Source organism: Rhizobium sp. CF122, from assembly GCF_000282035.1.
Taxonomy (GTDB): domain Bacteria; phylum Pseudomonadota; class Alphaproteobacteria; order Rhizobiales; family Rhizobiaceae; genus Rhizobium.
The window spans coordinates 1-12939 of sequence record NZ_AKKA01000021.1 but is presented as its reverse complement, the minus strand read 5'-3'; the positions used below and the strand labels follow the sequence as shown (position 1 = coordinate 12939).

Annotated in this window: 14 protein-coding genes; 3 read left to right on the top strand and 11 right to left on the bottom strand. The window is 60.5% G+C overall.

Annotated elements, in window-relative coordinates; genetic code table 11:
• Window positions 1–19: 19 nt before the first annotated feature.
• From PMI09_RS05020 to PMI09_RS04980, 9 genes are all read right to left on the bottom strand, one after another.
• Window positions 20–844, bottom strand: a complete 825-nt coding sequence (locus tag PMI09_RS05020; protein WP_007789533.1) for an inositol monophosphatase family protein — start codon at window positions 842–844, stop codon at window positions 20–22.
• 29 nt (window positions 845–873) lie between these two features.
• Window positions 874–1758, bottom strand: a complete 885-nt coding sequence (gene ttcA, locus PMI09_RS05015) for a tRNA 2-thiocytidine(32) synthetase TtcA (protein WP_007789532.1) — start codon at window positions 1756–1758, stop codon at window positions 874–876.
• Window positions 1759–1817: 59 nt separating this feature from the next.
• Window positions 1818–2747 carry a glutaminase gene (locus PMI09_RS05010; RefSeq protein ID WP_007789530.1) on the bottom strand — a complete coding sequence of 310 codons (930 nt, stop codon included), beginning with the start codon at window positions 2745–2747 and terminating at the stop codon, window positions 1818–1820.
• Between the two features lie 170 nt (window positions 2748–2917).
• Window positions 2918–3535, bottom strand: coding sequence for a 30S ribosomal protein S4 (gene rpsD, locus PMI09_RS05005; protein WP_007789529.1), 618 nt, complete (start codon window positions 3533–3535; stop codon window positions 2918–2920).
• Between the two features lie 265 nt (window positions 3536–3800).
• The gene (locus tag PMI09_RS05000) at window positions 3801–5315 is read right to left on the bottom strand and encodes an ATP-binding protein (RefSeq protein WP_007789528.1); all 1515 of its coding nucleotides are present in this window, start codon (window positions 5313–5315) and stop codon (window positions 3801–3803) included.
• Between the two features lie 93 nt (window positions 5316–5408).
• On the bottom strand, window positions 5409–6536 hold the full coding sequence (locus tag PMI09_RS04995; protein WP_007789527.1) for an MFS transporter: 1128 nt from the start codon (window positions 6534–6536) through the stop codon (window positions 5409–5411).
• A gap of 107 nt (window positions 6537–6643) precedes the next feature.
• Window positions 6644–7444: a glutamate racemase gene (gene murI / locus PMI09_RS04990; protein WP_007789526.1), complete on the bottom strand. Its 801-nt coding sequence runs from the start codon at window positions 7442–7444 to the stop codon at window positions 6644–6646.
• Entirely contained in the window at window positions 7425–8255 is an 831-nt protein-coding gene (locus PMI09_RS04985) for an RNA methyltransferase (protein WP_007789524.1), read from the bottom strand. Before PMI09_RS04985 ends, murI begins: the two co-directional genes overlap by 20 nt.
• 167 nt (window positions 8256–8422) lie before the next feature.
• Window positions 8423–8953 carry a hypothetical protein gene (locus PMI09_RS04980; RefSeq protein ID WP_007789522.1) on the bottom strand — a complete coding sequence of 177 codons (531 nt, stop codon included), beginning with the start codon at window positions 8951–8953 and terminating at the stop codon, window positions 8423–8425.
• A 186-nt stretch (window positions 8954–9139) separates the two neighbouring features.
• Here PMI09_RS04980 and PMI09_RS04975 point away from each other — a divergent pair, with 186 nt between their 5' ends.
• From PMI09_RS04975 to PMI09_RS04965, 3 genes are all read left to right on the top strand, one after another.
• Window positions 9140–10351 (top strand): NADP-dependent isocitrate dehydrogenase, encoded by a 1212-nt coding sequence (locus tag PMI09_RS04975; protein ID WP_007789520.1) that lies wholly within the window; start codon window positions 9140–9142, stop codon window positions 10349–10351.
• 78 nt (window positions 10352–10429) lie between these two features.
• Window positions 10430–10876 carry a GNAT family N-acetyltransferase gene (locus tag PMI09_RS04970; RefSeq protein WP_007789518.1) on the top strand — a complete coding sequence of 149 codons (447 nt, stop codon included), beginning with the start codon at window positions 10430–10432 and terminating at the stop codon, window positions 10874–10876.
• Between the two features lie 107 nt (window positions 10877–10983).
• Window positions 10984–11604 carry a glutathione S-transferase family protein gene (locus tag PMI09_RS04965; RefSeq protein ID WP_007789516.1) on the top strand — a complete coding sequence of 207 codons (621 nt, stop codon included), beginning with the start codon at window positions 10984–10986 and terminating at the stop codon, window positions 11602–11604.
• 11 nt (window positions 11605–11615) lie between these two features.
• Here PMI09_RS04965 and PMI09_RS04960 read toward each other — a convergent pair whose 3' ends face one another.
• Together PMI09_RS04960 and PMI09_RS04955 are read right to left on the bottom strand one after the other, a co-directional pair.
• Window positions 11616–12467, bottom strand: a complete 852-nt coding sequence (locus PMI09_RS04960) for an AraC family transcriptional regulator (RefSeq protein WP_007789514.1) — start codon at window positions 12465–12467, stop codon at window positions 11616–11618.
• Window positions 12468–12636: 169 nt separating this feature from the next.
• On the bottom strand, window positions 12637–12939 hold a 303-nt coding region (locus PMI09_RS04955), incomplete at its 5' end, for a group II intron maturase-specific domain-containing protein (RefSeq protein WP_007789512.1).

Below are 12939 nucleotides of genomic sequence, written 5' to 3'. Positions count from 1 at the left end.
GAGGTTCGCTCGCTTGGCGCTAGACCGTGAAAACCTCGCGCCGGAGGATATCCCAGCTCTCCTTGTCAGGCGCAATCAGCAAACCACCGCTGGTGTGATGCGGCAGGTAGGGCGAGCCGTCAAAACGCGCTGCATAAGCACCGGCCTCGATGCTGAGAAGCGTGCCTGCAAGATGATCCCAGGGCATCAGCTTGTTATACATGAGATAGTGCACATGACCGCTCGCAAAGGCGCGGTATTCGTGGGCCGCGCAGCGATAGTTGGCAAGAAACCGAACCTTGGCGAGGTTGGCAAGGATCTCGCCACGCTTCGGTTTCGGCAGGAATCCGGTCGATGCCATACCGACCATCTCCTCCAGCGCGACAGGTGCTGCGACCGAAAGCCGTTCCGCCTCCCCGTCAGGACGCCGAAGCCATGCGCCACTGCCCTTCTCTCCGATCACCCAATCGTCGCCCATCGGGTCGTAGATGATGCCGGCAACCGTTTCGCCCTTGGACACCACGGACGCCATGACGCCGAAGGCTGGAATGCCCGATGCGAAATTGAACGTCCCATCAACGGGATCCACGACGATAGCAAGATCCGCACCCTCGAGCTTGCCGAGCAGCGCCGGATCTGCGGCGACCGACTCCTCGCCGATGAACAGGGCATCTGGCCAGAGCGTGGCTGCTTCCGCCTTGATCATCCGCTCGGCCTGCAGGTCGGCCTCCGTCACCAGATCGGTCGCCTCGCTCTTGGCGCGCACGTCATCGCTCCCAAGTCGACGGAAACGCGGCAATATCTCTGCCTTCGCCGCCCGCCTCAGAAGATCGGCAAGCGTCGCTACATCTATCGTGGAACTCATGGACTTTCCTTCTTTGGCGTGAGCGCCGACTATTCGCTCTTCGGCGCGGTCTCTCCGGCCATCAGGCCGGCGAAATCGAAAAGCTTGGGATCAAGCAGATGCGACGGGTTCACATGCGCAAGCGCCCGCAGCATCGTATCCTTGCGGCCCGGCATGCGCCGCTCGAAATCGGCGAGCATCTCCTTCATCGCATTGCGCTGCAGCCCGTCCTGGGAGCCGCAGAGATCACAAGGAATGATCGGGAACTGCATGGCCGCCGCAAACTTTGCCATGTCGTCTTCGGCGCAGTAGGCGAGCGGGCGCAAAACCATGAGGTTGCCCTCGTCATTTAGCAGCTTGGCCGGCATCGACGCGAGCCGCCCGCCATGGAAGAAGTTCATGAAGAAGGTCTCGAGAATATCCTCGCGGTGGTGGCCGAGCACCAATGCGTCACAGCCCTCCTCCTTGGCGATCCGGTAGAGATTGCCCCGCCGCAGACGCGAACAGAGCGAACAATAGGTCGCGCCCTCCGGAACCTTTTCCTTCACGATCGAATAGGTATCGCGATACTCGATGCGGTGTTTGACACCGATCTTCGTGAGATAGTCAGGCAGGATATGCTTGGGAAAGTTCGGCTGCCCCTGGTCGAGATTGCAGGCGACCAGTTCCACCGGAAGCAGGCCGCGCCACTGCAGGTCGAGCAGAAGAGCCAGCAGCCCATAAGAGTCCTTGCCGCCAGAGAGGCCGATCAGCCAACGCTTCTGGCCCTTCAGCATCGCAAAATCGTCGAATGCCTGCCTGACGTTGCGCAGCAGCCGCTTGCGCAGCTTGTTGAACGACACCGAGTTCGGCGCATCGGCAAAGAGCGCGTGTGCGACGGCGTCGTCCGCGGTCGGCGTTTCCAACTCATCGGCGATGTTGGCTGCGATGTTCATTCTCTCGTCCAATCAGAGTCTGCCTCCGCCTTAGCAGAAAGCGCCACGACAACCCAGCATCAATCGCCGAAAACCGACCATCCAGTCCGGGCAGCCAGCATTTCGAGCGCGACAGCGCCGAGCTGCGAGTTGCCGACCTCGTTGAGACCCGGAGACCAGACCGCAATCGAGGCAATGCCGGGCGCCACCGCAAAGATGCCTCCGCCAACACCGCTCTTGCCGGGAAGGCCGACATGGTAGGCGAAGTCGCCGGAGCCGTCATAATGACCGCACGTCAGCATCAGCGCATTGATGCGCCGGGCCCGCTTCGGTGACACGACCGAGTGGCCGGTCATCGGATTGCTGCCACGTGCAGCGAGGAACAGCCCCGCCTTCGCCAGTTGTTCGCAGGTCATCGACAGGGCGCATTGATGGAAATAGACGCCGAGTACGTGATCGACTGGATGGTCGAGATTGCGATAGGCCCGCATGAAGTTGGCGAGCGCAAAATTGCGGTATCCCGTCTGCGTCTCGGACTTTGCGACACGGTCGTCAATCGTCACCGACTCATCATCCGCGAGATAGCGAACGAAGCGCAGCAACTCACCGATCGCCTCGCGCGGCGCATGGCCGGCCATGACGACATCGGTCACGGCGATTGCGCCCGCGTTGATGAAGGGATTGCGCGGAATACCCTGCTCGTGCTCGAGCTGGACGATCGAGTTGAACGCCGAGCCCGAAGGTTCGCGGCCGACGCGCTTCCACAGTCCCTCGCCGACCTTGCCAAGCGCAAGCGTCAGCATGAAGACCTTTGAGATGCTCTGGATGGAGAACGGGACATCCGCATGGCCGACGCTGTAGACCTTGCCGTCTATGGTCACCACGCTCAAGCCAAACTGATTCGCGTCGACCTTGGCGAGTTCCGGAATGTAGTCCGCAACCTTGCCCTCGCCGATACGGGGTGCCAGCTCCATGTGGATGCTGTCGAGAACTGCCTGCAAGTCCGTCATCGTATCTCCCCAGATAACAAAAAAGCCGCCCCAAGAGGCGGCTTTTCCGTATGCGAAAACGCCTCGCATCCTACTGCACCACGTGTTGAAGACGCGCAAAGAACGCAGTAGCCCTTAAAGAGACGCATAAGCCTTTCCGACAATCGAAACTCGATTGTCGGGGTTATGCGTTAACGCGAATAGAATTCGACCACCAGATGCGGCTCCATGACGACCGGATACGGGACGTCGGAGAGCGAGGGAACGCGGGCGAAGGTAGCAACCATCTTGTTATGGTCGGCTTCGATGTAGTCCGGAACGTCGCGTTCAGCCAGAGCAACCGATTCCAGAACGGAAACGAGCTGCTTCGACTTCTGACGAACTTCGATGACGTCGCCAGCCTTGCAACGGTAGGAACCGATGTTGACGCGGACGCCGTTCACGGTCACGTGGCCGTGGTTCACGAACTGGCGGGCAGCGAAAACGGTCGGAACGAACTTGGCGCGATAAACGATCGCGTCCAGACGGGACTCCAGAAGACCGATCAGGTTTTCCGAGGTGTCACCCTTGCGGCGGGCGGCTTCAGCGAAGATTGCACGGAACTGCTTTTCGCGCAGGTCACCGTAGTAGCCCTTGAGCTTCTGCTTGGCGCGCAGCTGCACACCGAAGTCCGAAAGCTTGCCCTTGCGGCGCTGACCATGCTGGCCCGGGCCGTATTCGCGGCGGTTCACCGGGGACTTCGGACGGCCCCAGATGTTTTCGCCCATACGGCGGTCAATCTTGTACTTAGACGATTCGCGCTTGCTCATCGTATTTCCTTTCAGAAAGTTAGGACGGTCTGTTACCAAACCGCGTGAAGGAAACACGCCCTCCTTTGATCTTCTTTCGAGGATCCGACAGGATCATCCCATTACGCGAACGGGACAAATCCACGGGACATGTCAAATGAAACACCGGACATCTCTGCCCGGTGCTGGCGCGGTGTTTAGGGCGAAGTCGCTGGAATGTCAATCACAATCCATACCCGGCAGCTTGCTTTCTGGCAGGCGGAACGTCTCATCTCGAGCAGCGTTGCTATTCCGCCGCGGGGCGGACGTCATCGGCGTCGGTCGCATTTGCATCGCCAGGCGCCGTTTGGCAGTTCATGTCGGGAAAGGCGACAATCCGCTTGCCCGAGAAATCCGCGTGCACCACAATGGTGCCCTGCTCCTCGAAGTACCCGAGCAGGCGCCTTGCCCGCCGTGCCGAATGGGTGCCGTAGGCTCGCGCAATCCGGGCGTCCGACGGGCATGGCTCACCGCAGACGGCAGCCTTTGCCATCATCAGAAAGACGCCCTGCAGATCGTCGGTGACACTGGCCGAAAGCGACAGCGCTGTCGCCCAGGCTTCCGTTTCGGCTGTTGCAGCGTCCACCCCGGAGCGCGAAATCGCGACGCGGCGCCGGAACTCAGGAAGAGACATCGGAGAACCCGGAACCCGGCGCATACGAAGCCGCACGAGGAAGTCCTGATACAACACCGAATCCGTTCGAAAGCCGGACCCCGGGTCGTCCAGGATCTCGTGGAGCACAGCCGTCAGCCGCTCCTCGCGCTCCTCCGTCGATAGCTCGGGCTGAGCTGCGCGAGTCTCTGAGGGAGGAGCCGAGGCGGCAGGAGCCGAACGCGACAATTCGGCGAGAATATCTGTAGTTGGCCGTGGCGCTGCCGGAGCGCGACGAACGATTGGCCTCTGAAACTCTTCCGGATCCGGCGTGAAGATCAGATCCTCGACGTCCTGAGGCGCATCCGGCAGCGGCATGAGCTTCGGGCTCGACGAGCGTGCCGAAGTCTCGACGTTGCCGATCTCGATCGGCAACGGGCGACGCGACAAGGCAGGCCCGAGCGCAACGAAATTACCACGCTTCAGATCGCGGAACATTTCCGCCTGACGACGGTCCATGCCGAGGAGATCGGCCGCACGCGCCATGTCGATATCGAGAAAGGTGCGGCCCATCAGGAAGTTCGAGGCTTCCGCGGCAACGTTCTTCGCAAGCTTTGCCAGACGCTGCGTTGCGATCACTCCGGCAAGACCGCGCTTGCGGCCGCGACACATCAGGTTCGTCATGGCGCCGAGCGACATCTTGCGGGCATCTTCGGAAACATCGCCGCCGACCGAAGGCGCAAACATCTGCGCCTCGTCGACCACGACAAGAACCGGATACCAGTATTCGCGGTCGGCATCGAACATGCCATTGAGGAAAGCGGCTGCCGCCCGCATCTGCTGCTCGATATCCAGCCCCTCAAGCGTCAGAACGCAGGAGACGCGATGCTGGCGGATACGATTGGCAATGCCGGCCAATTCGGCCTCCGTCCGCTCGCCGTCGACCACGACGTGGCCGAACTTGTCAGACAGAGTGATGAAATCGCCTTCAGGATCGATGATGACCTGCTGCACCCACTGTGCAGATTGCTCCAGAAGGCGGCGAAGCAGATGCGACTTGCCGGAGCCGGAATTGCCCTGCACCAGAAGACGGGTAGCCAGAAGCTCCTCGATATCGAGCTTGGCCGGATTGCCTCCCGACGCCGTTCCCATATCGATACCAACCTGCAATGTCACATTCCTCTTTCAATTCGAACACGGCGTCCTAGCAGGTTTGGCCGTGTCTTTGGCAACACGCCCGCACAAACCCACAGGAGAAAAACGTCAGAACCTAGCCTTCAGCATCCGCGTGAACGCCAGGCTGATCGCGAGCGGCACCAGCAACACCGCCAACCCGACGCGCAACCCCGACGCCTCCGCGATGAATCCGATCAGAGGCGGTCCGATCAGAAAGCCGGTGAGCGCCATGAAAGACAGCATCGCGACATTGGCTGCCGCCGGCCGATCCCGGAGGCTCGCCGCGGCGGTAACCGCCAGCGGAAAGCCGACCGACACACCGATACCGACCAGCGCAAAGCCCGCCAGCGTCACCAGGCTATGCCAAGCAAAGACGACAATCAGCATGCCCGCAAGAGCAGCCGCGCCGCAGCCTCGGGCTAGTGAAATCGCGCCAAAGCGCTGCTTCAGATGGTCGCCGCTGAAGCGCCCGGCCGCCACCATAAGGGCAAAGATCGTATAGCCGATACCGGTCATCATGCCATCGGTCTGGAAGACATCCTTGAGATAGACCGCCGACCAGTCGGCAATCGCCCCTTCGGTCGTGGTAATGCCGAAGACGAAGGCACAGATCCCGAGCAGTGTCACACTCGGCGGTTTGAACGGCGCGTGCGGCGGAGCCGAACCGGCTTCGCGATCCGGCGGCAGGCGGAGACTTGCCGCAACAGCAAACGGCAGCACGATAAAAGCCGCCGCCAGGATTGCCCATCCGGCCGGCGCGGCAACCGCTACCATCGCGGAACCAAGCAGGCTGCCCGCCATGATGCCAAGGCTCCAGAAGCCATGGCAGCGGTTCATGATGATCGAGCCGGTATCCTTTTCGGCACGATCTGCCTCGACATTCAACCCGAGCTCCAGCATCGACATCGCAACGCCAAGCAAGGCCAGAGCGATGAACAATTCAACCGGCGCGCGCGAGAAGGCCGGAAGGCAGACAATTACCGAGAAGACGAAAAAACCCGCAATGACCGCGGTCTTTCCCCCAATGCGAGAGACCACTCTTCCCGCAAAAGGCAACGTCGACAGAATGCCTACCGGCATGCCGAGCAGAGCCAGCGCAAGATCGGCCGGACCGAGCTCCAGACGAGCCTGGATTTCGGGGATGCGCGGCAACCAGCTGCCGAATGCGATCGGCTGCAGGAAAAAGATAGCCATAACGAGCTTTTGGAAGGACATGCGGAGCCTGGCGGGACGAATCACATCTCACAGTCTGCGCAGTCGCTTGGCTTTGCGATAGCCCCTATTGCATCAAGACAAGACCGGCGTCGCGCGTGTGCCTGATGTCAAGCTTTGAGGCCAAATCCCTGCATCAGCCGGCGCGTCGCGAAATCGGGATTGCCTGACGTGAAGACCGCGAAGTCGAAACTGTCGGGGTGCACGCCATCGGCGACCTGCGGCACGAGGTTGCGGGCGCGCCGCGCAATTGCCTCCGCTGGATCGAGCCAATCGACAGGCCAGGGTGCGAGCCGCCGGTAGACGTTGGCCATGAAGGGATAGTGCGTGCAGGCAAGCACCACGATGTCGGTCTTGCGACCGTCCTTCTCCACGAAGCATTGGTCGATCTCGGACAGCACGGCCTCGTCGGATACCGCATCGCCGCGGATATAGGCCTCCGCCATTCGCGCCAGATTTTCGGACCCGACCAGGCGCACGTGACACTGCTGCGCGAAGGATTGGATAAGGTCGCGCGTATAGGCACGCCTCACCGTACCAGGGGTCGCCAGGACGGAGACGAGCCCCGAGCGTGTCCGCTCTGCCGCCGGCTTGATCGCCGGTACCGTGCCGATGAAGGTCATCTGCGGAAAAGCCGCGCGAAGATCGGCGCCAACCAGCGTAAAGGCCGTGTTGCAGGCGATGATGCAGACCTCAGGGGCATAATCCGCAAGCAGCCTCGCGAACAGGCCGATGATCCGCTCCTTCAGCGCCTGCTCTTCCCAGCCGCCATAGGGAAAGCCAGCATCATCGGCGATGTAGATAAAACCGCGCTCCGGCATGAGCACGCGCGCTTCGCGCAGCACGGTCAGCCCTCCGATGCCGGAATCGAAGACCAGAACCGGTTTCAGCTCATTCGGCGCTGCTGTCATCTTCCGATTGTTCCTTGACGTCTACGGGTGGCCGGCTCCCGCGCGGATATTTCCGCGAGAAGCGGTCGAGGGAGGAGATTACACCGCGCAACACGCTGATTTCCTGCTCTGTGAAGGCGCGGCGGGACAGGACTGCGCGCAGGTTGTCCACCATTTTCGGCTTTTTCGCGGGCGGATGGAAATAATTGCGCGCCTCCAGTGCCTCTTCCAACTGGTCGTAGAGCCCGAATAGTTGTTCCTTCGTGGATTGCGTCTGCGACATTGCCTGGAAGGGAACGGCCGCGACATCCTCCATGCCCGACTTCATCCACTCGTAGGACATCAACAGCACGGCTTGAGCGATGTTGAGCGACGCGAAAGCGGGGTTGACCGGAAAAGTCACGATCTCGTCGGCAAGCGCCACCTCCTCGTTATTGAGCCCCCAACGTTCACGTCCGAACAGGATGCCGGTGCCCTCGCCCGCGCGAAATTTTGCTCGTAGCGTCTCCGCTGCGACAACAGGCGAGCGAACTGGTTTGAAGCCGTCCCGCTCGCGCGCCGTCGTCGCGTAGACGAAGTTCAAGTCAGCAATCGCCTGCTCCAGCGTCTCGAATACTTTGGTGCCTTCGATCACATGATCCGCCTTCGACGCGGCAGCCTGAGCTTTGTCATTCGGCCAGCCATCGCGCGGATTGACAAGCCTGAGATCCGCCAGGCCGAAATTCGCCATGGCGCGCGCCACCATTCCGATGTTTTCTCCCATCTGCGGTTCGACGAGAATAATAACCGGGCCTTCTGTGAGAAGTCGCCGCTCGCTGTTCGTGCCTGCCATGACGCTGGATCCTTTTGCTACGGGCGCAATAGCCAAGCCAGGCTGAAACGGCAAGGGTCAAGCGTCCCGGCGACGTTAGGACATCCCTCGGGCTCGTCGGCGCACAATGTCCAAAGCTGGCGCGAAGGCCGTTTCCGGGAAGGGTGCCCGGCCGAGCGTCACCGCCATCACTGACCCTTGGCGATCTGCACCATGGTGTTCTTGAGCGAGTTCGGTGGCTGCCCAGGATCACCCTCAGTGACGATGTCGTCGATCACAGCCTTGCCGGCCTCGTCGAGCATCTCGAACCGCACGGTGGTCACGGCTTGCTTGTCCGACCCGTCGTCCATGCATGTCGCCTTCTTGAAAGTGACAATCACTTCCGTCGCTCCGTCGGTGGCCTGCTTTGGCGTGTAAGTCAGATCCGCGAGAGGACATGCATCCTCGCCGTTGACGATCACGTCGTAGTCGAAAGGCGAAATGCCGTCCTCGTCGGCAGCCGGGTTCTGGATGGCTGCCTGGTATTTGGTCACGAAGTCCTTGCTGTATAGCCGCGAAAGCTTGCTCGGATCGAAGATGTCGATCCAGTCGCTATCCGCGCCCGACCAGTTTTTGATCGTCGCGTCCATGATCTCCTTGACCGGCGCCGTAACGTCGCCAGCAAGCATTGGCGAGGTCGAACCGAGAAGGACCGCTAGGACAAGGGAAATCTTCTTCATGACGAATATCCGGGCAATGGTTTCGCGGCGGAGACTAGCCATTTTCCGACGCTTGGCAATGGCCGCAAAAACACCGCCCTCTCCTGCTTCCGGCTTTGCACTCCCGGCGCACAATGCTATAGCGCCAGGGATTTCACATCACCCACCCGGGACACCGGTCCCTTCTTAGCTTAACGAGGCAGATACATGAAGAAGATCAAGGTCGCCAATCCCGTCGCCGATCTCGACGGCGATGAAATGACTCGCATCATTTGGCAGCTCATCAAGGATAAGCTGATCCATCCGTATCTCGACCTTGAGATCGATTATTTCGACCTTTCCGTTGAAAACCGCGACGCCACCAATGACCAGGTGACGATCGATGCAGCCAACGCCATCAAGAAGCACGGCGTCGGCATCAAGTGCGCGACGATCACGCCTGATGAAGATCGCGTCAAGGAATTCAACCTGAAGCAGATGTGGAAGAGCCCGAACGGCACGATCCGCAACATCCTCGGCGGCGTTATCTTCCGCGAACCGATCATCTGCCAGAACGTTCCGCGCCTGGTTCCGGGCTGGACGAAGCCGATCGTCGTCGGCCGTCATGCCTTCGGCGACCAATACCGCGCCACCGATTTCAAATTCCCCGGCAAGGGCAAGCTGACGATCAAGTTCGTCGGCGAAGACGGCCAGGTCATCGAAAAGGACGTGTTCGACGCCCCCGGCGCTGGCGTTGCCATGGCTATGTACAACCTCGACGAGTCGATCCGCGAGTTCGCCCGCGCCTCGATGATGTACGGCCTGATGCGCAAATGGCCGGTCTACCTGTCGACCAAGAACACCATCCTCAAAGCATACGACGGCCGCTTCAAGGACATCTTCGAAGAAGTCTATCAGACCGAATTCAAGGATCAGTTCAAGGAGTTGGGCATCACCTACGAACACCGCCTGATCGACGACATGGTCGCTTCGGCGCTGAAGTGGTCGGGCGGTTACGTCTGGGCGTGCAAGAACTACGATGGCGACGTCCAGTCCGACACGGTTGCCCAGGGCTTCGGTTCGCTCGGCCTCATGACCTCGGTTCTGCTGACGCCGGATGGCAAGACGGTCGAAGCCGAAGCCGCGCACGGCACGGTTACCCGCCACTACCGCCAGCACCAGAAGGGCCAGGAAACCTCGACGAACTCGATCGCCTCGATCTTCGCCTGGACACGCGGCCTCGCGCACCGCGCCAAGCTCGATGACAATGCCGAACTCGCAAAGTTCGCCGCAACGCTGGAGAAAGTTTGCGTCGATACGGTCGAAGCCGGATTCATGACCAAGGATCTGGCACTGCTCATCGGTCCCGATCAGCCCTGGCTCTCCACCACCGCCTTCCTCGACAAGATCGATCAGAACCTGCAGAAGGCGATGGCATAAGCCAGAAACAATAGCGGAATGGGCGGCGGGGATTTCCCCGCCGTTTTCGTTTCAGCGACAAGTAGGGGAACAACAAGCATGACCACGACAATCCGTCCGCTGCAGCCTTCCGACCGGGCCGCCTGGGAACCGCTGTGGGCCAGCTATCAGCGCTTCTACGAGGTCGTCATTCCGCCGGAGACGACGGATCTGACCTGGGGTCGTTTCCAGGATCCGGCCGAAGACATGCACGCGCTCGGCGCCTTCGACGAAGGCGACCGCCTCGTCGGCATCGTCCACGCCATCTTCCATCGCTCGACCTGGCTGCCGAAGTGGACCTGCTACCTGCAGGACCTCTATGTGGACGACACACAGCGCGGTCTCGGCACGGGCGCGGCTCTCATCGATGCCGTCGCCAATCTCGCCCGTGAGAACGGAGCCGGCCGGCTCTACTGGATGACGCACGAAACCAACACCACGGCGCGAAAACTCTACGACAGGATCGCCGAGCGATCCGGCTTCATCCAATATCGCAAGGTACTTTAAATAGTTACGGACTTTGCGCTGGACCTCTCTGTCCTATCTTCCTGATGGCCGGCCTTAATACACTGCGTTCAGATCCCGGAGCGTAAAAAGAAAATGAGGAGGAGTGCATGGCAGACGAACTGGTATTTTATACGAACCCTATGTCGCGTGGTCGCATCGCCCGCTGGATGCTGGAGGAGACGGGCGTACCCTACAAAACAGAGATCCTGACCTTTGGCGAAACCATGAAGTCGCCGCAGTACCTTGCCGTCAACCCGATGGGCAAGGTTCCCGCGGTCCGGCACGGCAAGACGGTCGTGACGGAATGCGCAGCGATCTGCGCCTATCTCGCTGACACCTTCCCCGAAACAGGCCTCGCTCCAAAGTCGGATGAACGCGGCAGCTACTATCGCTGGATGTTCTTTACCGCCGGACCGCTCGAAGCCGCAGCGACCAACAAGGCATTGGGCTTTGAAACCCCGCCCGACAAGGCCCGGATGGCGGGATATGGCAGCTTCGCCGATGTGATGAACACGCTGGAGAGCGCCGTCAGTGCCACACCTTACGTTGCCGGAGATCGCTTCACGGCAGCCGACGTCTACGTCGGTTCACATATTGGCTGGGGCCTGGGATTCGGCACCATCGAGAAGCGCCAGGCCTTTGTCGACTATCTCGGCCGCGTCACCGATCGCCCGGCCTACAAGCGGGCCGTCTCCATCGATGACGAGGCCATGAAGGCCGCAAAGTAGCGACCGGAGGCTCAGGCAAGCGGCATGTGGATGTCGGTCAAGAGTTCGGTAGGCGGTACATCGCGTGGGTTGTTGAGATACTCCTCGAACATCACGCTGTCGCGAAGCTGCCGGCCTGAAGCGGGCAGCCATTCCGCATAGAGCCACTGATAGGCCTTGTGCATGTCGGCATAAGGCCCCCTGTGACGCAGCACGGCATATTCCCCACCGTCGAGGGTACGATGTTCGAATGGCGGTGCAGCGGCGATCTCGTCTTCCATCGTCACGCATGCGATCGACCGCAGCCTTTCGGCCGGCACGAGATCGGGATCATCGAGATAGACACCGACCATGCGCATCGTAGGCTTGGCAAGCCGGCGCGCATACAGCGTGCCAAACAAGGTCTCGAACGCCTTGCCGATCTGCATGTACGAGCCGATGTGCGGCACGCCAAGCAATTGAATTGGCTCAATCTTCCGTAAGGTGACGCCAAACATGGCTGCGGTCTTTCCGTTAGGTGAGGGTTCGAAGGCTTTATGGCTTCCCTCTTTCCGGTATTGAGCTGGCGGCATGCCGTAGACCGATTTGAAGATACGGTTGAAGGACTGGAGGTTGGGATAGCCTGATCGCTTTGCGATTTCACCGACAGAAAGACCCGTGCGCACGATGTCGCCGGCGGCGCGATGCAAGCGCAGCCGCTTGACGGTCGCCGCGAGTGTTTCGCCGTAAACCGCGCGATAGATCCTGTGCCAGTGGTAGCTCGACATGCAGGCAATCTCGGCAAGCCTGTCCATGTCGAGCTCTTCGTCGAGATGATCATGGATATAGGCCGATACCCGTCGCAGACGGTCCTCGTAGAGGGCCCATGCCGTTTCGCCATTCATGTCTGAACCTCATGCAAATCGATCGGCTGCAGAAAACCATACTGCGATTTGACAAATCCTGCGGACTTTGACCAATCCGCAATCGGCATAGGGGGCGATCTTATTTGATCGCTCCCCTGCCACACCACCCGGCGTGCGGGTCCGCACCGGGCGGTTCGAGGGATTGAGGTTATGCGAGCCTGGGCATTCCGAGTTGGTCGGCCCATTTGATCGTGAGAACGGCGTTGATGAGCTTGCCGCTGTTGCGCCACCAGCGGCGGGCGTTTGCCGCCACCTGTAGGGCCACATCGGGTTTTGCCCCCCGAACCGTCAGTTCCCGGAAGATAGTCCTGCTGTGCTTCCATTGCTTGAGCTGGATAGCCCTCAAACGGTGACGCATCCATTCGTCCAGCCTTTGCCAGACCCGAGGTGTTTGCGCCAGCCGGAAGTAAGCTTTCCATCCGCGTACGAAGATGCGCAGCCGTTCTGCCGC